The organism is Rugamonas apoptosis (assembly GCF_014042355.1).
GTDB classification, from domain to species: domain Bacteria; phylum Pseudomonadota; class Gammaproteobacteria; order Burkholderiales; family Burkholderiaceae_D; genus Rugamonas; species Rugamonas apoptosis.
In genome coordinates this window covers 479,966-499,741 of the sequence record NZ_JACEZU010000003.1, presented here as the reverse complement: position 1 = coordinate 499,741, position 19,776 = coordinate 479,966, and the positions used below count along the sequence as shown (strand labels likewise).

Sequence of the window (19,776 nt, the reverse complement as noted above, 5' to 3'; positions counted from 1 at the left end):
GATCAACGCTCGCGGGCGGTGGCGGGGCGCGACATCCTGATCAGCTCCCACCCCAGTTCGCGCCGGATTTGCTGCGGGTCGGGCGGTGGACGGCGCGCCACGATCTGGTTTTGCAACCACTGTCGGACGGATTCCTTGCTCGGTTGCTTGGACTGCTCCATGGCGTGACCTCTCCTGTGTGGGACCGGGGCGGCGACGCATAGATCGTCGCCGGACACACCTTCAACGCGACGCCGTGGCTTCAGTTGACGCGCAGCGCGCCGCCAGCGTGCTTCATTTGCAACCAATTGCTACAGCCAGGCGGCAGCGGATTTGCTATTATTCAGACAAGTTCGCAGCAAAATTCGCAGATAAGTTCGCAAACAGGTTTGCAAACAGGTTCGTAAGCAAGTGGGCAAATAAGTTCGCAGCCAAGTTTGAACCCGCCACACCGCCATGAGCACAGCCGCCATCCCTGCCAGTGCACGCGTCCCAGCGCCACCGGCCACGTCCAACGCTGTTGGCCAGGGCGCTCCCGGCGCACGGGCTGGCGCGGGCATGCGCGCTGGTGCGGCCGGTGACCATGCGCAAGGCGATGGTGCGGCAGCCGCCCCGTCCTCCGCCCCCAGCACCAGCGCCGCCACCACCACCGCCGCCTCAAGCAGCACCACGCTGACGCCGCAGGCGCTGGCCCTGATCGACCGGCTCAAAGCGCGCGACACCGAGGTGCGCCAGCACGAACTGGCCCACCTGGCCGCCGCTGGCGGGCTGGCCGTCTCCGGCGCCGCCTACACTTACCAGCGCGGCCCGAACGGGGTCGATTACGCCATCGGCGGCGAAGTCCATATCGACACTTCGCCCGGCCGCACGCCCGAGGAAACCATCGCCCGCGCCCGCACCATCCAGGCCGCCGCGCTGGCGCCGGCCGACCCGTCCGGCCCTGACCGGGCCGTGGCCGCGCAGGCGCAGCAACTGGAACAGCAGGCCAGGGCCGAACTGGCCGTCCAGGCTGCGCAGCAGGCGGTGGCCGGGCACGAACCGGCGGACAGCGCGCGGCCGGCCAAGGGCGCGGGCCAGGACAAGGGGGCACCACCAGTGGCAGGCCGGCCATTGGCGCCCGGCGTGACCGACGGCGCGCAAGTGGCGCCGCTGCAACAGCCACCGTCGGCCGAATCAGTGCGGCGCGCCTACGAGGCCGGTCCGCTGGCCCGGCCCCGGCTCGACGTGGTGGCCTGATGATAGAATCGCGCCTTTGACCGCGATTTATACAGATCATGCTTAAAGCCCCACGTACCCTCACGTTCAAATGCGCCAAATGTGGCAAATCTGTCCAGGTTTTTCTGCAGAAAGTGTCGACCTGCTCCCATATCCAGCCCTACCAGGGCATTTGCCAGTGCGGCGAAGTCAAACGCCACGCCACCGGCCAGAAGGACGCGGTGCAGTCCTATCTGGCTTCGCCCGACGGTAGCTGGTCCCACCATCACTAATTGTCAAAAAGCCCTCAAGTTTTACCGGCCGAGGCCGTTATCTGAGTATCACTCTCAGGAAATCACCATGTCTACCATCTCCGCACTCGGCGCCCGCACGTTGCCGGCGCAAGCATATCCTGCCGCCCTGGCGCAGGCGGATGCCCGGCCGTCCAACGTTCACGCGTCCAAGGCGGCGAGCGGCGACAACGCCATTTCCCTGTCCAACAGTGGCGTCGACCTGGAAAAGCGCCTGTCCTCGCTCGGCAACTCGACGGTGGACCTGGCCCAAAGCCTGTTAGGCAGCTTCGCCCAGAATCTGTTTGGCGATGCAGGCAAAGGTGCGGACATCTCGTTCGACTCGGTCAGCCTGGACGCCCAATCGAGCCTGAGCGCCGCCGTGCAGCATAGCAACGGCCCCAATGGCACCACCGATGCGGCCGGCGTACAACTGACTGACAGCACCCACTTCCTGGGCAAAGGCAGCATCACCACCGCCGATGGCCGCAAGTTCGACTTCGAGATCGAAGTCCAGTACAGCGATCAATACACTGCGCTGGCTGGCCAGCACAGTTCAAATACAACTGCCGCACAGGGCGCAGGGCGCGGCCAGGGCACTGCCGGCACAGCGAACGGCACCGGTCAAAACAGTGGCGCGGACACCAGCGGCCTGCCGACGGTACAGTTCCCCAATGTTGACTTCCCTGGCACGTTGGCCGACCTGTTCCAGCTGATCGGGCGCAACCTGCAATCGAGCCTGTCCGTCAATCCTGGCGCCGGCGACAATGGCAATGGCAGCAATATCGACCGCACCACCTTGCGCAGTCTCTCGTTGCGCCTGCTGAGCCTGGTCGACAGCAAGCACAAAGATACCTATGCGGCGCCCAACGGCGCCGAGGCACGCGCCAAGTCCGTCGCGGACGCCTATGGCACGGCGCCGGCCGGACCGGCGGCATCCGCTGGCAGCACCGGCACCGGCACCAGCGTCGATACGACCAGCGCCCCAGCCACCGCCGACAGCACCAGTACCGCTGCCGCCGACGCGGCGAAAGCCGACACAAGCACCAGCGCGCTGGCCGCCTGATCCCGTCCCCCACCGCCGGCGCGAGCCGGCAAGTGAAGCCGCGTCGCCACGCCCAACCCGCGGGCGCGGCGCACGCGGGCACGCGCCGGACCAGCACTCCCCCTCGCCACGTATAATAGCGACCACGTTCACGCCTCGCCGCCGCCGCCGCCGTCCCGTCTTTCTGCCGGCCGCGTATCGCGGCGGCGCCCATGGTCAACGCCGCGTGGCGCCAGCCCCTTATTCACCCTATCGATTGCCTCAACATGCCCGTGTATTTATCCGCTCCCAGCTCCCCGCAACGCCAGCAGGTGGCGCCATGACGGCCCCGATCCAGCACATCCACTGGCAGGAAAACGGCGCCGACCAGACGGCCCGCTGGCGTTCGGAAGCGGGCATGCCGCCGCCCAAGCGCGTCGTCATCGCCGATGACCGCACCAATGCCGACGTGGCCTACCGCCTGGCGTGCGAAGGCACCGCCCTGCTGTGGCGCGGCGACTTCCAGAACGCACGCCAATTACTGCAGGCGCTGGCGCGGCGCGCCGATCACAAGCACGGCAAAAGCGGCAAGAAAGCCAAAGCGCCGAAAGCCCCCGCCTCCCCGACCGAGGCTTTCCACTTGCACCGCCAGGCCCAATCGCAGCGGGCCCGCACCCTGGCCATGTTGCTGATTCCATTCGATGCCGACTACACCATCCCGCTGCGCCGCGCGCCGGACGTCAAACTGGCCTGCAACGAAGCCTATGGCCGTAGTGACGAGCCGTTCGTCGCCTCGCTGCGTGAACTGCTTGGTCTGATCGGCGCCCACGAATGGCGCCGCACCGGCGTCGAGATCGCGGCGCTGGGCGCGCGCATCCATCCGCACTACGGCGTGTTTTCGCCGGTACGGGGTGAATATGTACAACTGGTGGCCGACACGCCGCTGCCTGCCGGCGCCAGCCTGGCGTTCGACATCGGCGCCGGCACGGGCGTGCTGTCGGCCGTGCTGGCCAAGCGGGGCGTGGCCCGCGTGCTCGCCACGGACCAGGACCGCCGCGCGCTGAGCTGCGCACGCGAGAACCTGGCGCGGCTGGACCTGGAGCAGCGGGTCGAACTGATCGACGCTGACCTGTTCCCCGAAGGCCGCGCGCCGCTGGTGGTGTGCAATCCGCCCTGGGTGCCGGCACGCCCCAGTTCCGCCATCGAATACGCCGTCTATGACCCGGACAGCCGCATGCTGCGTGGTTTCCTGGACGGGCTGGCGGCCCACCTCACGCCCGGCGGCGAAGGTTGGCTGATCCTGTCCGACCTGGCCGAACACCTGGGCCTGCGGCCACGCCAGCAACTGCTGGACTGGATCGCCGCCGCCGGCCTGAAGGTGTTGGGCCGCCAGGACGTCAAGCCCGTGCACCCGCGCGCGTCCGACGCCAGTGATCCGCTGCACGCGGCCCGCGCGGCCGAAGTGACGTCGCTATGGCGCCTGGGCGCCGCCTGATCCCGCGCCAGGGCACCGCTTGATCCCACTCATGGGCGCCGCTTGACCCGGCGCAAGGACGCCGCCTGATCCTTCGCTGGGGGCCGCGTATTCCTGCGCCGGCCCCGGTAAATATAAGCGCCACTTAAGAACATACCGGTCCCATAAGCCCATCTTATTTGAGCACTTGCGCAATGCAGCAAGCCTCTATATAATTCGGGCACACAGACGCGGGGTGGAGCAGTCTGGCAGCTCGTCGGGCTCATAACCCGAAGGTCACAGGTTCAAATCCTGTCCCCGCAACCAAATTCGAAGCCGTTGATTCTTGCGAAAGAATCAGCGGCTTTTCCGTTTCTGGCCGTCGATGGAGCATCCCATGCGTTTGACCGTGAAGCACTCCCCTTCCCCACGCGCGCCCTGGCTCGCGGCACTGGCATTCGCCGTCGCCGGCGCGGCCCAATGCGCTGAAGTCCCCGCCTGGCCGGACAACTACCAGGCCAGGCTGCAGGTGCTGGCCCTGGTCCAGACCATCAACGCCAACATCCTCGCCAGCACCAGCGCCACGCTGACATTGGAAAAATGGTGCGGCGACCATGCCATGAGCACCACACCCAAGGTCACAGCCCAGCTGCAAGGGGGCATAGCCAAACCCGCCAGCCCCGCACAGCGCGAGCGCTTGCAGGTGACCGCCGATACGCCCATCAAATATCGCCGGGTCCAGCTGACCTGCGGCGGGCACCTGCTGTCCGAGGCCGACAATTGGTATGTGCCGGAGCGCCTGTCGCCCGCCATGAATCGACTGCTGGAGGAAACCGACACCCCGTTCGGCAAGGCGGTGCTGCCGCTGGCGCCCTACCGCCGCACCCTCGGGGCCAAATTGATATGGTCGCCGCTGCCAGACCAGTGGGAAAACGGCCAGCCGCCCATGCCCTCCGCGGCAGCCGGCGCCACGTTGGACATTCCCGCCGCCCTGTTCGAACACAACGCCGTGCTGTACACGGCCGACCACCTGCCGTTTTCGGAAGTGCGCGAGACCTACCAGCGCGGCCTGCTCGAATTCAGCCCGCCGCCGACGAAATAGCGGCAACCACGAGGCCGCCCGCTTTGCACTTTCTGGGCAAACTGTCACAATTGCGTCTACTGTAATTTTTGATCCGGCCATCACCAAGGAGCAGCGCGTGAACGACAAACCAGAAGACCAACTGCACCCAGACGACGACCTTCCGGCCAATCCCGCGCGCCGGCGTATCTTCCAGGCTGCAACAGCGGTCGGCCTGGCCACCGCCCTGCCCGAACTGACGGAAGCGGCGCCCGCCCACAAGGCGGTAAAAGGCTCGCTGGACGCCAAGCTGAAGGCCCACGTCAAGAACGTGGTGGTGATCTATCTGGAAAACCGCAGCTTCAACAACCTGTTCGCCAACTTCCCCGGCACCCAGGCGCCGCTGTCGGCCGTGGCGCCGGAAGCCTGCCTGCAAAAAGACCGTAACGGCAGTGTGCTGCCAGTCCTGCCCAAGGTCTGGGGCGGCATGGTGCCCAACCCCCAGGACATCGGCGGCAAGCAGTACGCGATCAAGGAAGACCAGATCAAAGACCTGCCCAACGGCCCGTTCAAGCTGGTGGACACGGAAGGCAAGCCGCTGCCGGAAGCCGTCATCACGCGCGACCTGTGGCACCTGTTCTATCACAATCAGATGCAGATCAACGGCGGCAGGAACGACGGCTTCGCGGCCTGGGGCAATGCCGGCGGCCTGGTGATGGGCTATTACGGCGAAACGAGCAAGAACCTGGGCCTGTGGAAGATCGCGGAACAGTACACCCTGTGCGACAACTTCTTCATGGCCGCTTTCGGCGGCTCCTATCTGAATCACCAGTTCCTGATCAGCGGCCGCACGCCGGAGTACTTCAACGCGGCTGATACCGCCGCGAAGAAGAAGATCGCGGTACTGGAAGACGGCCCGCAAGGCGTGCGCCTGGCCGTGGCGCCGGACTGCCCCGGCGCGCTGGAAGGCCCGCCCAAATTCGTCAACGACGGTGCCATCACGCCCGACGGTTACGCCGTCAACACCATGGCCCCGCCCTACCAGCCCAGCTACATCCGTCCCGCGCCCGGTGGCGATCCGCTGCTGGCCGATCCGGCCGATGCCAACACCCTGCCGCCGCAAACCTACCGGACCATCGGCGACCTGCTGTCGGCCAAGTCGGTGAGCTGGGCATGGTATGGCGGCGCATTCCAGGCCGCGCTGGACGCGCGCGGCGGCGGCGCCAAGCCGAACTTCCAATATCACCACCAGCCGTTCAACTACTTCAAGCAGTTCGCGCCCGGCACCGCCGCGCGCGCCGCGCACCTGCGCGATGGTGGCCTGGGCGACAGCCCCATCTCGAACAAATTCCTGGCCGACGTGGTGGCCGGCAAACTGCCGGCGGTGACCTTCTACAAGCCACAAGGTAACCTGAACCTGCATGCCGGCTATTCGGACGTGGAATCGGGCGACCAGCACATCGCCAACGTGATCGAGCACCTGAAGAAGTCGCCGCAATGGAAGGACATGGTGGTGGTGATCACCTTCGACGAGAACGGTGGCTGGTGGGACCATGTGGCGCCGCCCAAGGGCGACCGCTGGGGCCCCGGTTCGAGGGTGCCGGCCATCGTCGTCTCGCCCTACGCGAAAAAGGGCCAGGTCGATCACAGCTTCTACGACACCACCTCCATCCTGCGCCTGATCACACGCCTGCACGACTTGCCGCTGCTGGAAGGCCTGGCCACCCGCAATGCCGCGTTCAAGGCGCGCGGCGCGCTGCCGCCAGGCGATCTGACGGCGGCGCTCAGCTTCCGTTGATTCCCGGCCTGGGCTCAGGCTCAGGCTCAGGCGCAGGCGCAGGCACGGCCAAACCGGTTTGTGATACACTGCACGCGCTATTCAATAAGTTCACTGAGCCCGACTGCCGCAGCCGGGCTTTTATTTTTAGCGGCGCTTTTTCCGGCGCCGCGCCGTTCAAGCGGTTCGCAGCCAGGACCGCTCCATCGCCCGCGCCGGCGCGCGTGATGGGCATGAGGTTTTGAAATGAGAGACAAAAAAGACAACGCGACGCTCGACCTGCCCGGCTTCAGTCCCGCCGCGCCGCTCGAACCGGAGCCCAAGCGCCCGCCCGGTCCGCGCGCCAGGCGCAACACGCTCCAGCAAGAGCAACTGGAACTGCTGGAACCGACCGACACCACCGGCCTGCCCCTGTGGACCCGCGACGACAAGCTGGACCTGACCGGCCTGCCCATCTGGGCGCCGGATTAAGCAAACTGCCACGTATTCCTGTGCATCCGCCCACGCGCGGATGCATGCATCGCACAATGGCTCAACGCTGCGTTAGCCTGTTAGACTGTGCCCACCCCCGCCATCCTTACCGTTCCACCACCATGACTTCGACTTCCTTTTCCAGCCTGCCGCTGACGCCCGCCCTGCTGTCCAACCTCGACACCCTGGGCTACCACCAGATGACGACGATCCAGGCCCAGAGCCTGCCGTCCGTGCTGGAGGGCCGCGATTTGATCGCCCAGGCCAAGACCGGCAGCGGCAAGACGGCGGCCTTCGGCATCGGCATCCTGCAAAAGCTCAACCCGGCGTGGTTCGCCACCCAGGCGCTGGTGCTGTGCCCCACGCGCGAACTGGCGGACCAGGTGGCCAATGAACTGCGCCGCCTGGCGCGCAGCGTGGGCAACGTCAAGGTGCTGGTGCTGACGGGCGGCGCGCCCATGCGCCCGCAGATCGCCTCGCTCGAACATGGCGCCCACATCGTGGTGGGCACGCCCGGCCGCATCCGCGACCACCTGGGCCGCGCCACGCTGGACCTGTCCAAGGTGCAGACGCTGGTGCTGGACGAGGCGGACCGTATGACCGACATGGGCTTCTACGACGAGATCGCCAACATCGTCAGCGCCTGCCCCACCCGGCGCCAGACCTTGCTGTTCTCGGCCACCTATCCGGACGACATCCGCCACGCCACCGCCTCGTTCCTGATCGATCCGCTGGAAGTGACGGTCGAGGCCCAGCACGACAACGACAAGATCGAACAACGCTTCTACGAGATCGGCTTCGATCAGCGCAACAGCGCCGTGGGCCGCCTGCTCAACCACTTCCAGCCCGTCTCCACCATCGCCTTCTGCAACACCAAGGTGCAGTGCCGCGAACTGGCCGACGCGCTGCGCGCCCAGGGTTTCTCCGCGCTCGCGCTGTACGGCGAACTGGAACAACGTGAGCGCGACGAGATACTGGTACTGTTCGCCAACCGTAGTTGCTCTGTACTGGTGGCCACCGACGTGGCGGCACGCGGCCTCGACATTCCCAACCTGGAAGCCGTGATCAACGTCGACGTCTCCAAGGACACGGAAGTGCACATTCACCGCATCGGCCGCACGGGCCGCGGCGGCGAAAAGGGCCTGGCCCTGTCGCTGTGCGCCCCCAACGAAAAGAAATGGGTCAAGCTGATCGAGCAATACCAGAACGCGCCCGTCGAATGGCACAAGCTCGATGAGCTGAACGAAGACGAGTACGCGGTGGCCGAGCCGGCGCCCATGATGACGCTGGTGGTCCATGGCGGCAAGAAGGACAAGCTGCGTCCGGGCGACCTGCTGGGCGCGCTGACGGGCGACGCCGGCCTGCTCAAGGAACAGGTGGGCAAGATCAACGTATTCGAGTTCCAGACCTATGTGGCGCTGGATCGCCGCATCGCCTACCAGGCCTTCGAACGGCTCAACAAGAACAACCCGCTGGGCGGCGATTTCGGCGCCATCAAGGGCCGCAACTTCAAGATGCGCTTTATCGAGGTATAACTGCGCGAGGTATAACTGCGCGAGGCATAACTGCGCGAAGTGTAACGTCCTTGATTTCACAACCCGCTGCAAGCGTATCATCTTTGCAGCGGGCGCCCCGCCTCTGCTACACTGCGCCCACCATCAGGTTTGTTTCAAACCGGTCCGCCGTAACGCCGAGTACAGGTTCACCTGAACTGTACCGGGTCTGACGGCCCGTGCGTGGCTGGTGCGAGCGACGAACACGATGGCATGTACCGTTTCCAAGCGCTGCCAGCACGCAGGTCGAGCAGGACATAGAGAGGTGCGCCATCCCATGCGCGGATTCCGTCCGCCCATCCGCATTCGCGCCGGCGACAGCCCGTCGCCGCTCCCTGTTGTTCACCACTGCGCGAGGCAGCGTCCCATCGATTTCAAACAAGGGATGCCATGACCTACCTGCAAAAACTCGACACCATCGTCCAGAACACCATCGCCCCGGCGGCGCAAGCGACCGACCGTGACGCGGCCTTTCCCCGCGCCGCCATCCGTGCGCTGGGCGAATCCGGCCTGCTCGGCCTGATCAGCGCCACCACCGTCGGCGGCATGGGCCTGGGCCTGGCCGAGGCGGCACAGGTGATCGAGCGCATCGCCAAGGCCTGCCCCTCGACAGCCATGGTGGTGTGCATGCACTACTGCGCCACCACCGTGCTGGAAAAATCGGGCAGTGATGCCGTGCGGCGCGACATCGCCGCCGGCCGCCACCTGAGCACCCTGGCCTGGTCCGACACCGGTTCGCGCAGCCACTTCTGGGCGCCCGTGGGCACGGCCCGCGCCGACGGCGACCACGTGATCATCGACAGCAGCAAGACCATGGTCACTTCGGCCGGCGAAGCCGATTCCTACGTCTGGTCCACCGGCCCGATGGCGGCGGAAGGCGCCAGCTCCCTGTGGCTGGTCGACAGCAAGGCCGCTGGCCTGAGCGAAGTCAAACAATTCGACGGCCTGGGCCTGCGCGGCAACCGTTCCTCGCCGCTGACGGCCAAAGGCGTGCGCGTGCCGCGCTCGGCCCTGCTGGGCGTGGACGGCGGCGGTTTCGACGTGATGATCGGCGCCGTGCTGCCCGTATTCGCCACCCTGATCGCCACCTGCTCGGTCGGCCTGATGGACGCCGTGCTGGAAACGGCCTGTGCCCACGTCGGCGCCAGCAAGCTGGAACACATCAACAGCGCGCTGGCCGACCTACCCACCATCCGCGCCTACATCGCCCGCGCCCGCATCCAGGCCGACATGGTGCGTACCCTGCGCGACGACACCGTGAGCGCGCTGGCCCAAGGCCGGCCGGACGCCATGCTGCGCGTGATGCAAGTGAAAGCGGCGGCGGCCGAAGCGGCGCTGGAAGTGAGCGACACCGCCATGCGCGTCTGCGGCGGCGCCGCCTTCCGCAAGGACCTGGGCGTGGAACGCTACTTCCGCGATGCCCGTGCCGCATCCGTCATGGCGCCGACCTCCGATGTGTTGTTCGACTTTATCGGTAAGGCCGTGTGCGGCATGCCGGTGTTCGGTTAAGGAGCGCGCGATGACCCAACCATTGATGATGGGCGCCGTCGCCTACGCGCCGAAAGTCGTGACGATCTGGGAAGGCTTCAAGGAGTACTTCCGCCGCAACGGCTTTGAGTTCGATTACATCCTCTATTCCAACTACGAACGCCAGGTGGAAGCGCAGTTCGACGGCAGCATCGCGCTGGCGTGGAACTCGCCGCTGGCATGGGTGCGGGCCGAGCGCATGGCCCGCGCGCGCGGCCAGCAGGTGCGCGCCATCGCCATGCGCGACAGCGATTGCGACCTGACCTCGGTGCTGGTGACGCGCGACGACGCGAGCGCCCCCGCCACGCTGGACGCGCTGGCCGGCAAGAGGATCGGTTTCGGCGCCATCGACTCGCCACAAGCCCGCCTGATCCCGCTCGACCACCTGCGCCAGCACGGCCTGCTGGCCGGCCGCGACTTCACGGCCCAGCGTTTCGACGTCCTGGGCGGCAAGCATGGCGACCATATCGGCGGCGAGCGCGACGCGGCGCTGGCCCTGATGGCGGGCCAGATCGACGCGGCCTGGATGATCGACAGTAACCATATGGCTTTCTCGCGCGAAGGCATCCTGCCGGCCAGCGCCACCCGCATCCTGACCCGCACCAGCCCGTTCGACCACTGCAATTTCACGGTCAGCCCCGGCGCGCCGGAAGCGGCCATCACCCGCTTCACGGAGCTGCTGCTGGCCATGCGCTGGGACGATCCGGAAGTGCGCCCGCTGCTGGAACTGGAAGGCCTCAAGACCTGGCTGCCCGGCCGTACCAGCGGCTACGACGCCCTGATCCGCGCCACCGACGATGAGCGTTTCTATGACGCCGAAGGGAATATCCTTGCGACCGACTATCGATATTGAGGCGCTGGGCTTCGACGCCGGCGCCCACCTGCTGGTCAAGCACGCGCTGCTGGACGTGGCGCCCGGCGGCGAGATCGCCGTGACCGGCGCCAGCGCGGGCTGGGACAGCCAGCTCGCGGCCTGGTGCCGCAGCCAGGGCCACTCCTGCCAGATCGTTGAACAGGACGGGCAGATGGTGGCCCACGTCACGCGCGGCCATGTGCAGGCCGGCCGCTGGCGCGGCGCCATGCATACGGGCCATGCCGATCCCGCGCTGGAAGGCGCCGTGGCCGACCACGCGCAACCGCGCTGGGGCCTGGCCGCGCGCGGCGCGACGGTGGAAGCCGGTTCGCCCGCCATGCACTTCCGGCTCGATCAAAAGAGCGAAGTGTGGGCCGGCCGCGCCGCCGACCTGTACGCGCAGGCCGCCGCCGCGCAATGGGATCCCGAAACCGCCATCGACTGGAACGCGCCGTTCGAACTGCCCGACATCGTGGAAGACGCCGTGGTCCAGGTACTGACCTACATGATCGAGAACGAAGTGGCGGCGCTGGTGGTGCCGGCCCGCTTCCTGGGCCAGTTGCATCCGCACTTCCGCGAAGTGCAGGCCGTGCTGGCGATCCAGTGCGCCGACGAGGCGCGCCACATCGACGTGTTCACGCGGCGCGTGCGATTAAAGGGCAAGGAACCGGCGCTGTCGACGGCCGGCGGCCAGAATTCGCTCAAGACCCTGCTCGACGAGGCCGACTTTTCGGTGGCTGAATTCCTGCTGTCCGTGCTGGGCGAAGGCACTTTCGTCAGCCTGCTGCAGTTCCTGCACACCCACGCGCCCGATCCCGTCACGCGCCAGATCGCGCGCCTGGCCGCGCGCGACGAAGCGCGCCACGTCGCCTTCGGCATGACGCACCTGGCCTCGCGGCTGGAGCAGGAACCGGCGTTCCGCACCCGGCTGGCCAACGCGGTCCAGTCGCGCAACGACGCGCTGTCCGGCACTTCTGGCTTGAACGAGGAAGTGTTCGACGCCCTGATCCTGCTGGCGGCCGGCGAATTCACGCCCGCCGCCATCGCCACCGGCTACCAGCGCGTGCAGGAACTGATGGTGGACATGGCCGAGGGACGCCAGGCCCGGCTGGAAAAGCTGGGCTTTGGCAAGGACGCGGCGCAACAGCTGTCGGCGCTCCACACCCGCAACTTCATGTAACCTGGCCCGGCGGCTTGACGGCTCGCCGGGCTTGGTCCTTATCGCCGTAGCCGCCTATTACCGGTTCATTTTCCGATAACCGACGAATTAACACGCCCTACGGCACGGCCCTCGTATTTTTTTTAGGTCGGCAATCGCCTTCTGATACTGGGCCGAATTGACGAGCCGCTTGATATAGCGGATGGGTCGGCGCGACTTTTTCAAGATGGAAACGTCGGACAAGCGTAAGCGTCTTCCCAGCGCCGTCTGGACTGCCTGGCCAGCGTCATCCATGATCGAATTTCGGCACAGTATTTGTGCCCACAATTCTCGATTATGGACACAAATTTTCAACCGATCATTTCCACCAATGCACGTGGCCAATATCGCCAGCATCCATTGGAGTTCAAACGCGCCCTGGTGGCGCTGTCGCTGGAGCCTGGCGCTTCGGTCGCGCGCATCGCGCGTGAGCACGGCGTCAATGCCAACCAAGTCTTCAGCTGGCGCCGGATGTATCAACAAGGACGCCTTGGCGTACCTGCATTGATGCGAGACGATTGCCTGTTGCCGCTGATGCTGGCGCCAACGGCGCCGGCACCAAGTAATAATTGCTCCGATGCCGACGGCATTATCGTGCTTGAGTTGGGCGAGGTCCGCGTGCGGATCGAAGGGCAGCCTAATACAGCCATATTGGCGCAGGTGCTAGACCGGGTTCTGCGATGATCGGGCTGCCCACTGGCACCAAGGTCTGGCTCGCCGCCGGCACCACCGACATGCGCTCCGGCTTCAATGGCCTGGCTGCGAAAGTGCAAACGGCCCTGGAGGAGGATCCGTTCAGCGGCCACGTGTTTGTATTTCGTGGCCGACGCGGCGACCTCATCAAATTACTGTGGTGGAGCGGCGATGGCCTGTGCCTGTTGGCCAAGCGGCTGGAGCGCGGGCGCTTCGTCTGGCCGCAAGCTACCAACGGCTCGGTAGCGCTGACGCAAGCGCAGCTGTCGATGCTGCTCGAAGGCATAGACTGGCGGCGGCCGGAACGGACCTGGAAACCAACGTCTGCCTTGTAAACGTTACAAGGCTCGCGTAAACTTGGCGTATGCTCAGCCTTGCCGACCTGCCCAACGACATCGCCGCCTTGAAGGCGCTGCTGCTCGCCCAAGACGAGGTGGTGGAGGGTTTGCGCGAGCAACTGAACACGCGCGCCGTCGAGATCGAACACCTCAAGCTGCAGATCGCCAAACTGCGGCGCATGCAGTTCGGCCGCAAGTCGGAAAAGCTGGACCATCAGATCGAACAATTAGAGCTGCAACTGGAAGACCTGCAGGCCGACGAAGCCGAGGCGGCACGCGAGATGCCGGCCCCCGACCAGGAGCCGCGCAAGAAATCGGTGCGGCGGCCTTTGCCCGATCATTTGCCACGAGATGAGAAGGTCTATGCGCCGACGGCCGATGCTTGTCCTGCTTGTGGAGGCGGGCTGCGGCCGCTGGGCGAGGACGTGGCGGAGCAGCTGGAATTCGTGCCGGCCAGCTTCCGCGTGATCCGTCATGTACGCCCCAAACTGGCATGCGCCTGCTGCGACGCCATCGTCCAGGCGCCGGCCCCAAGCCGGCCGATCGAACGCGGGATCGCCGGCCCCGGTCTGCTGGCGCACATCCTGGTGGCCAAGTTTGCTGATCATCTACCGCTGTACCGCCAAGCCGTCATCTACGCCCGCGAAGGCGTCGACCTGGATCGCGCGCTGCTGGCGAGTTGGGTCGGCGCCGCCAGCGCGTTGCTTCGTCCGCTGGTCAACGCCATTCGCCGCCACGTGCTGGTTGTATCGAAACTGCATGCCGATGACACCCCGATTCCTGTGCTGGCACCGGGCAACGGCAAGACCAAGACGGCGCGTTTGTGGACCTATGTGCGCGATGACCGGCCAGCCGGCGACACCTCGCCGCCAGCGGTCTGGTTTGCCTATACTCCTGACCGTAAGGGCATCCATCCGCAGACCCCACCTGGCCCGGTTCAAAGGTGTGCTGCAAGCTGATGCCTACGCCGCCTTCAACGCCTTGTTCGATAACGGCACGATCCACGAAGCGGCCTGCTGGGCGCACGCGCGGCGCAAATTCCACGACCTGCACGCCGCGCGCGTGACGCCGCTGACAACCGAGGCGCTGCGCCGGATTGCCGAGCTCTATGTCATTGAGGCCGAGATCCGGGGCAAGCCGCCCGACGAGCGAAGACAGGTTCGGCAAGCCCGCTCTCGTCCGCTACTCGATGACCTGGAACGCTGGCTGCGTACCACGCTCGAAACGCTATCGCGCAAGTCCGACACTGCGGCGGCGATCCTGTACGCGCTCAAACTCTGGCCGGCCTTGCTGCGCTACTGCGAAGACGGGGCTGTCGAGATTGATAACTCGGCGGCCGAACGCGCCTTGCGCGGCGTCGCCATCGGCCGACGTAATTATCTGTTTGCCGGCGCAGACAGCGGTGGGGAGCGCGCCGCCGCGATCTACTCGCTGATCGGCACGGCCAAGCTGAACGGTGTCGACCCCGAAGCCTGGTTACGTCATGTCCTGACGCAGATCGCCGATCATCCCGTCAACCAGGTTGATGATTTCTTGCCGTGGAACTGCAACCTGCCAGCAGCCCTTTGAGATCACGCCACTTCCCAGTGGGTGGATGAGTTACTTGGCCAACTTGCTGCTTTACTCATGGCTTCCCTACACATTACCTTTAATGCGTACAGTCTGCGGGGTCTTGCCTGTCCAAGATTGGAACGCTCTGGCAAACGAGTTAGAGTCCTCAAAGCCCAGCAGGAAAGAGATTTCAGCGCTCGACATTTCTGTATTGCGCAGATAGTGCTGGGCAAGTGACTGTCGCAACGTATCAAGCGTCTGTTGGAAGCTGGTGCCCTCATCTTGAAGCCGGCGCTGGAGTGTACGTACACTTACCGCGAGCTTTCGACTGACCGATTGCATGGACACCTCACCAGCAGGTATTGCTTCTAGCAATGCGCCACGCACCCGCTCTACCATACTTGCCGTCTTGTCCAGATCCGCCAATCTCTGGCGTAGAGAAGGCTCAAAAAATAACCACATTTTGTGATTTTCTGTCAGGAACGGCCGCGCCATATCTTCATTCGAAAATACCAAGGTTGCCAGCGGAGCGTCAGTGACAGCAATGCCGAAATAGCGCTGGTAAGCCGGCCCATGACGGCGCTCCTCAACCGCTGAGGGCAAGCTCACGCGCAGGGGGAGCACATGGTTCCTTGTAGCCAACCTCACCAACTGGACGAAGAACACCAGCTTGAATGTCAGGAACACTTCAGGTGGCGGCTGGGTATGGTCCATGAAATCGATGGTGACCGTGGTGTGAGTAACGCTGCGGTCGATCTTGATGATCATCGGCGCGATCAGTTTGACATATTTGGAAATCCGTTCGAGCGCGCCGGCCAGGTTGGCGCTGCATAGCGCGGCAAATAATTCAGGATCGAACCAGTCGGACGACATCACCTTCGCTATCTGCAATGCCGTAGGTAGCTCTGGATCAATAGACGTAGCCTCGTCATCGATCGCTTTCCAAAGCTTAAAGAAATTGTCCGGATCCAGACGGACATTTTGGCGCGCAAATAAATCCCCCGGAAGCTGCGCACGCCGCAAAACGGGCGACGCCGCAATACCAGCGTCCTGCATCAACAGGCGCCATCCTGGCCATATCGCATAGTCAAGTGACCGGCCCTGTCGGCCTACCGGTGTAAGAATGGTTTTAGTGTTCACAAGCACAGTGTAGCGGGCCAAATATGCCACCGCAACAGCGAAACGCGCCAATTTCACGGGTTTTCAATTGGCGTGTTCGGCTGTCAAATTGGCGTGTTCGGCTAGTGATGGTGGCGTGAATTGCAGGCAAAGTGACGGCAACGGTAAGGGGCGCAGACAAATGACTTAGCACCCGGGTTATACCGAAATCGCTAAGCAACTTCATCCAACTAATACGAGGTAACACAATGAAAAAAACCGTCTTAATCACCGGCGCATCCTCCGGCTTCGGCTTGATGCTTGCCAATAAACTCCATAACGAAGGCTACACGGTAATCGGCACTTCCCGCCAGCCGCAAAAATATGCGCGTAGCGTGCCGTTCAAGCTGCTGCGCCTCGATCTTGACGATGACACATCCATCGAGTCATTCACGCAAGAGCTCTTCACGCATATCCGCCACCTTGACGTCCTGATCAACAATGCCGGCTACATGGTAACGGGGATTGCGGAGGAAACGCCGATTGAAGTGGGCCGCCAACAGTTCGAGACCAACTTCTGGGGTACCGTGAAGGTCACCAATGCCTTGCTACCTTACTTCCGCAAACAGAAAAGTGGCCAGATCGTCACGGTCAGTTCGATCGTCGGCCTGATCGGTCCCCCGAACCTCTCCTATTACTCGGCGTCGAAACACGCTGTGGAAGGCTACTTCAAGGCGCTGCGTTTTGAGTTGCACGACTTCAACATCAAGGTGAGCATGGTGGAGCCGGTCTGGTTCAAGACCAACCTGGCCGAGAATTCGGTCTCGTCAACAGGCGGCAACATCGCGGACTACGACACCTACCGCAAACAGGTGCGTGCGGCGACCCAAAAAGGTATCGACGAAGCCGAAGCGCCCGATGCGGTCATCAGCACCATCAGTAAGATTATTGACGCCCAAGAGCCAAAGTTCAGCAACCCGGTGGGCAAGATGACCGGGATGATTCTCTTCTTGCAGAACTACGCCCCAAAAATGTTTGAGGGCTCGATTCTCAAGAGTGTAAAGACCGCAGCGTAAATTCTGTGGCAGTTGGCGGCATAACTCGATGACCTGCCGCCACCGATAAACCATCGCATGATTGGAGTATTTAAATGAGTGAAATTAATTTGCATTCCGCCACAAGTATCAAGACGGGCATCCCCCATCCGGCGGCGCAGAATGGGCTGACAGAATGGCACCGCATTGTTGCCGCGTCTGATTGGGACAGTCTCCCAGCCCTGCTGACAGAGGACGTTGTTTTCCGTAACCCGGCGGCGATTGAACCCTACCATGGCAAGGACACGATGGTCGCCATCCTGCGAGCGGTCTTTGGCGTGATGCAGGATTTTACCTACCATCGGCACTTCGGCAGCGAGACCGGCTATGTGCTGGAGTTTAGTGCGCGCGTCGGCGAAGACGTCTTGTTCGGGGTTGACCTGGTGGAATTCAATCAGGATGGCAAGATCTCCGATTTCATGGTCATGATGCGGCCCGCCAACACGGTGATGGTTTTGGCTGCCGAAGCGGGCAAGCGCCTCGCCGCTGGCCAGGCCTCGGCGGCGTGAGCAGTGCTAAGACAAACTCCAAAACTTAACAGAAAGCGTTTATGAACCAGATCAAACTGATTGCTGCGGCGATCGTTTCAGGTCTACTGTCGTTTAACTCCGCCTACGCGCAAGACATCAATCAGGCCAGTAACCCGGCACCGGCGGCTGTGGCAAGCTCGACCCAAAGCACCATCCGAGTTGAGCGCTTATCGGCGTCGATCGCGAAAGTGCATTTTTCTAATGCCCCTATCAATTTCATTGTTCCCGAAACCATCGCTTCCTTGAATGACACCGTGAAGGCGTTGAGCAAGGATGACCAAATCAAGGTAGTGATTGTTGTCAGCGACATGAAGGGCTATTTCTTCAACCATTTCGACACCAGCCAGTTTTCCGCCTTCCTCGGCCAACGCGGCACCGATAACCGGCCGCTATGGGTTGAACTGATTACCAACCTGTCCAACGCACCATTCGTCACCATTGCCTCGATTCGCGGACGAACCCAGGGTGGCGGTAATGAACTGACCTTGGCGTTCGATTTGCGTTACGCCAGCAAAGAGAAAGCCGTTTTCGACCAGCCTGAAGTCGGCATCGGTTTGTTCCCCGGTGGTGGCGGTACTGACATGTTGACGCAGCTGGCTGGCCGCGATCGCGCCCTGGAAGCGTTTTTGAGCAGCGACGAGTACAACGCCGAGCTGGCGGAGAAGTACGGCTGGGTTACCCGCGCACTGCCTGATTCCCAGCTCGACGGCTTTGTGGACCGGATGGCCCATCGCCTCGCCTCGTTCGACAAGACCGCCTTGGTGACTACCAAGCAGCGCATCAACGAGACGGTGTTCCCCAAGGAGTCCGAACGGATGGCCTCGTACGCCGCATTCACGAAATCCCTGTCGTGGCCGGGCCTTCAGCAGCGCCTGCCTGTCTTTGGCAAGATGTACCAGGACGTCGGGCTTGAGAAGGTCGAAGGCAATATGGGCTATTACATCGGCGAAGGAAACAAGAAGTTGCAGGCAAATGAAAAGGCTAAGAAATGAAATATTACCTTTGCAAATTCGTACCGCCGCGCGCCGATTTTCTCACCACCATGTCGACCGATGAACTGACCTGGATGAAACAACACGGCGACTTCCTTAACGACCTGCTCGCGAAAAACGTGATCGTCGCGCACGGTCCTGTGATCGATGACACCGGAGGCTATGGCGTCTCGCTGTACCAGATTGCCGATAACGAAGACATCGCGTCGTTCACCTCGCTAGACCCGATTGTAATAAATGGCGTGGGTCACTATGAACACTACGTGATGCTGCATCTGTCTTCGCGTCCCTAACCACCTCTCTAGATAGTCACCACTATGAAAATTCAAGGTTCCATCGCGCTCGTCACTGGCGCCAATCGCGGGCTGGGCGCCGCATTCGTGCGCGCGCTCTTGGCCGCCGGCGCGGCCAAGGTCTACGCCGCCGCGCGCAACCCATCGGACATTACAGAACCAGGCGCGGTGCCGGTGTGCCTGGATGTCACCCGCCCCGACCAGATTGACGCACTCGTGCGCGAACTGTCGGATGTGAATCTGTTGATCAACAATGCCGGCGTCGGCGGATCCGGCCCGGTGCTCGCCGCCGGGTCCATCGACGCGCTGCGCCAGCAGTTCGAAGTCAATGCGGTCGGCCCGTTGCGCATGGCGCAGGGATTCGCGCCGACCCTGGCCACCAGCAGTGAAAGCGCCGTCATCAATGTGATCTCGGCCCTCAGCTGGGCCACATTGCCGGGCGTGACCGGCACTTACAGCGCCTCCAAATCGGCCGCCTGGGCCTTAAGCAATGCAATGCGGCAGGAGTTGACAGCGCAGGGGACGGAGGTGCTGTCGCTGCACGTCGCTTTCATGGACACCGACATGGCACGCGGAGTGCCGGGTGCCAAGGCATCCCCCGACGAGGTTGCGCGGATGTCACTCACCGCGTTGGAGGCCGGGCAGACCGAGCTCTTAGCCGATGAGGTCACCCGCAATGTGCATGCAGGCCTGACGGCTGTGCCGCCGCTATATCTAGGCATGCTGGGCTAGCGATGGCTCGGTCAGTCGCGCCTCCTGATGCGTGCTTTTCTGCATATTGGAACGAACATCATCATTGAGGGCATTC

General features: G+C 63.6%; 20 protein-coding genes, 1 tRNA gene and 1 pseudogene. 20 read left to right on the top strand and 2 right to left on the bottom strand.

Annotated features, from left to right (window positions below; genetic code table 11):
• Positions 1 to 2: 2 nt before the first annotated feature.
• Positions 3 to 161 carry a hypothetical protein gene (locus tag H3H39_RS08910; protein WP_182152986.1) on the bottom strand — a complete coding sequence of 53 codons (159 nt, stop codon included), beginning with the start codon at positions 159 to 161 and terminating at the stop codon, positions 3 to 5.
• Positions 162 to 435: 274 nt separating this feature from the next.
• Here H3H39_RS08910 and H3H39_RS27820 point away from each other — a divergent pair, with 274 nt between their 5' ends.
• The 15 genes and pseudogenes from H3H39_RS27820 (at position 436) to tnpC (ending at position 14,979) form a co-directional block, all read left to right on the top strand.
• Positions 436 to 1,215, top strand: coding sequence for a putative metalloprotease CJM1_0395 family protein (locus H3H39_RS27820; RefSeq protein ID WP_229217932.1), 780 nt, complete (start codon positions 436 to 438; stop codon positions 1,213 to 1,215).
• A gap of 38 nt (positions 1,216 to 1,253) precedes the next feature.
• Positions 1,254 to 1,466, top strand: coding sequence for a hypothetical protein (locus tag H3H39_RS08900; RefSeq protein ID WP_182152985.1), 213 nt, complete (start codon positions 1,254 to 1,256; stop codon positions 1,464 to 1,466).
• 67 nt (positions 1,467 to 1,533) lie between these two features.
• The gene (locus H3H39_RS08895; protein ID WP_182152984.1) at positions 1,534 to 2,529 is read left to right on the top strand and encodes a hypothetical protein; all 996 of its coding nucleotides are present in this window, start codon (positions 1,534 to 1,536) and stop codon (positions 2,527 to 2,529) included.
• A gap of 298 nt (positions 2,530 to 2,827) precedes the next feature.
• On the top strand, positions 2,828 to 3,982 hold the full coding sequence (locus tag H3H39_RS08890) for a methyltransferase (protein WP_182152983.1): 1,155 nt from the start codon (positions 2,828 to 2,830) through the stop codon (positions 3,980 to 3,982).
• Positions 3,983 to 4,190: 208 nt separating this feature from the next.
• Positions 4,191 to 4,267, top strand: a tRNA-Met gene (locus H3H39_RS08885).
• Between the two features lie 70 nt (positions 4,268 to 4,337).
• Positions 4,338 to 5,042, top strand: a complete 705-nt coding sequence (locus tag H3H39_RS08880; protein WP_220461469.1) for a hypothetical protein — start codon at positions 4,338 to 4,340, stop codon at positions 5,040 to 5,042.
• Positions 5,043 to 5,139: 97 nt separating this feature from the next.
• Positions 5,140 to 6,798 carry an acid phosphatase gene (locus H3H39_RS08875; RefSeq protein ID WP_182152982.1) on the top strand — a complete coding sequence of 553 codons (1,659 nt, stop codon included), beginning with the start codon at positions 5,140 to 5,142 and terminating at the stop codon, positions 6,796 to 6,798.
• 225 nt (positions 6,799 to 7,023) lie between these two features.
• A complete protein-coding gene (locus H3H39_RS08870) occupies positions 7,024 to 7,248 on the top strand; it encodes a hypothetical protein (protein ID WP_182152981.1) in 225 nt (74 codons plus the stop codon).
• A gap of 122 nt (positions 7,249 to 7,370) precedes the next feature.
• Entirely contained in the window at positions 7,371 to 8,783 is a 1,413-nt protein-coding gene (gene dbpA / locus H3H39_RS08865) for an ATP-dependent RNA helicase DbpA (RefSeq protein WP_182152980.1), read from the top strand.
• Positions 8,784 to 9,191: 408 nt separating this feature from the next.
• Positions 9,192 to 10,310, top strand: coding sequence for an acyl-CoA dehydrogenase family protein (locus H3H39_RS08860; protein ID WP_182152979.1), 1,119 nt, complete (start codon positions 9,192 to 9,194; stop codon positions 10,308 to 10,310).
• A gap of 10 nt (positions 10,311 to 10,320) precedes the next feature.
• Complete coding sequence (locus H3H39_RS08855) at positions 10,321 to 11,181, top strand: phosphate/phosphite/phosphonate ABC transporter substrate-binding protein (protein ID WP_182152978.1); 861 nt, start codon at positions 10,321 to 10,323, stop codon at positions 11,179 to 11,181.
• Positions 11,159 to 12,361 carry a ferritin-like domain-containing protein gene (locus H3H39_RS08850; protein WP_229217931.1) on the top strand — a complete coding sequence of 401 codons (1,203 nt, stop codon included), beginning with the start codon at positions 11,159 to 11,161 and terminating at the stop codon, positions 12,359 to 12,361. The genes H3H39_RS08855 and H3H39_RS08850 overlap by 23 nt, the downstream gene beginning before the upstream one ends.
• Before the next feature lie 315 nt (positions 12,362 to 12,676).
• Complete coding sequence (tnpA, locus tag H3H39_RS28505; protein ID WP_182152976.1) at positions 12,677 to 13,063, top strand: IS66-like element accessory protein TnpA; 387 nt, start codon at positions 12,677 to 12,679, stop codon at positions 13,061 to 13,063.
• Positions 13,060 to 13,407 carry an IS66 family insertion sequence element accessory protein TnpB gene (gene tnpB, locus H3H39_RS08840; protein WP_182152975.1) on the top strand — a complete coding sequence of 116 codons (348 nt, stop codon included), beginning with the start codon at positions 13,060 to 13,062 and terminating at the stop codon, positions 13,405 to 13,407. The genes tnpA and tnpB overlap by 4 nt, the downstream gene beginning before the upstream one ends.
• A gap of 29 nt (positions 13,408 to 13,436) precedes the next feature.
• A pseudogene (tnpC, locus tag H3H39_RS08835) lies at positions 13,437 to 14,979 on the top strand (IS66 family transposase).
• A gap of 66 nt (positions 14,980 to 15,045) precedes the next feature.
• Here the strand turns inward: tnpC and H3H39_RS08830 are convergent.
• A complete protein-coding gene (locus H3H39_RS08830) occupies positions 15,046 to 16,158 on the bottom strand; it encodes an AraC family transcriptional regulator (protein ID WP_311196877.1) in 1,113 nt (370 codons plus the stop codon).
• A gap of 170 nt (positions 16,159 to 16,328) precedes the next feature.
• Here H3H39_RS08830 and H3H39_RS08825 point away from each other — a divergent pair, with 170 nt between their 5' ends.
• The 5 genes from H3H39_RS08825 (at position 16,329) to H3H39_RS08805 (ending at position 19,700) form a co-directional block, all read left to right on the top strand.
• Entirely contained in the window at positions 16,329 to 17,135 is an 807-nt protein-coding gene (locus tag H3H39_RS08825; RefSeq protein WP_182152974.1) for an SDR family NAD(P)-dependent oxidoreductase, read from the top strand.
• Positions 17,136 to 17,209: 74 nt separating this feature from the next.
• The gene (locus H3H39_RS08820) at positions 17,210 to 17,662 is read left to right on the top strand and encodes a nuclear transport factor 2 family protein (RefSeq protein WP_182152973.1); all 453 of its coding nucleotides are present in this window, start codon (positions 17,210 to 17,212) and stop codon (positions 17,660 to 17,662) included.
• A 41-nt stretch (positions 17,663 to 17,703) separates the two neighbouring features.
• Positions 17,704 to 18,675 (top strand): enoyl-CoA hydratase/isomerase family protein, encoded by a 972-nt coding sequence (locus tag H3H39_RS08815; RefSeq protein ID WP_182152972.1) that lies wholly within the window; start codon positions 17,704 to 17,706, stop codon positions 18,673 to 18,675.
• Positions 18,672 to 18,968: a YciI family protein gene (locus H3H39_RS08810; protein WP_182152971.1), complete on the top strand. Its 297-nt coding sequence runs from the start codon at positions 18,672 to 18,674 to the stop codon at positions 18,966 to 18,968. Before H3H39_RS08815 ends, H3H39_RS08810 begins: the two co-directional genes overlap by 4 nt.
• Positions 18,969 to 18,992: 24 nt before the next feature.
• A complete protein-coding gene (locus H3H39_RS08805) occupies positions 18,993 to 19,700 on the top strand; it encodes an SDR family oxidoreductase (protein ID WP_182152970.1) in 708 nt (235 codons plus the stop codon).
• Positions 19,701 to 19,776 lie beyond the last annotated feature (76 nt).

Bases quoted from the DNA above. Each gene is read 5' to 3' on its own strand.
- H3H39_RS08910 (WP_182152986.1), bottom strand. From the start codon at position 161: ATGGAGCAGTCCAAGCAACCGAGCAAGGAATCCGTCCGACAGTGGTTG.
- H3H39_RS27820 (WP_229217932.1), top strand. From the start codon at position 436: ATGAGCACAGCCGCCATCCCTGCCAGTGCACGCGTCCCAGCGCCACCG.
- H3H39_RS08900 (WP_182152985.1), top strand. From the start codon at position 1,254: ATGCTTAAAGCCCCACGTACCCTCACGTTCAAATGCGCCAAATGTGGC.
- H3H39_RS08895 (WP_182152984.1), top strand. From the start codon at position 1,534: ATGTCTACCATCTCCGCACTCGGCGCCCGCACGTTGCCGGCGCAAGCA.
- H3H39_RS08890 (WP_182152983.1), top strand. From the start codon at position 2,828: ATGACGGCCCCGATCCAGCACATCCACTGGCAGGAAAACGGCGCCGAC.
- H3H39_RS08880 (WP_220461469.1), top strand. From the start codon at position 4,338: ATGCGTTTGACCGTGAAGCACTCCCCTTCCCCACGCGCGCCCTGGCTC.
- H3H39_RS08870 (WP_182152981.1), top strand. From the start codon at position 7,024: ATGAGAGACAAAAAAGACAACGCGACGCTCGACCTGCCCGGCTTCAGT.
- dbpA (WP_182152980.1), top strand. From the start codon at position 7,371: ATGACTTCGACTTCCTTTTCCAGCCTGCCGCTGACGCCCGCCCTGCTG.
- H3H39_RS08860 (WP_182152979.1), top strand. From the start codon at position 9,192: ATGACCTACCTGCAAAAACTCGACACCATCGTCCAGAACACCATCGCC.
- H3H39_RS08855 (WP_182152978.1), top strand. From the start codon at position 10,321: ATGACCCAACCATTGATGATGGGCGCCGTCGCCTACGCGCCGAAAGTC.
- tnpA (WP_182152976.1), top strand. From the start codon at position 12,677: ATGGACACAAATTTTCAACCGATCATTTCCACCAATGCACGTGGCCAA.
- tnpB (WP_182152975.1), top strand. From the start codon at position 13,060: ATGATCGGGCTGCCCACTGGCACCAAGGTCTGGCTCGCCGCCGGCACC.
- H3H39_RS08825 (WP_182152974.1), top strand. From the start codon at position 16,329: ATGAAAAAAACCGTCTTAATCACCGGCGCATCCTCCGGCTTCGGCTTG.
- H3H39_RS08820 (WP_182152973.1), top strand. From the start codon at position 17,210: ATGAGTGAAATTAATTTGCATTCCGCCACAAGTATCAAGACGGGCATC.
- H3H39_RS08815 (WP_182152972.1), top strand. From the start codon at position 17,704: ATGAACCAGATCAAACTGATTGCTGCGGCGATCGTTTCAGGTCTACTG.
- H3H39_RS08810 (WP_182152971.1), top strand. From the start codon at position 18,672: ATGAAATATTACCTTTGCAAATTCGTACCGCCGCGCGCCGATTTTCTC.
- H3H39_RS08805 (WP_182152970.1), top strand. From the start codon at position 18,993: ATGAAAATTCAAGGTTCCATCGCGCTCGTCACTGGCGCCAATCGCGGG.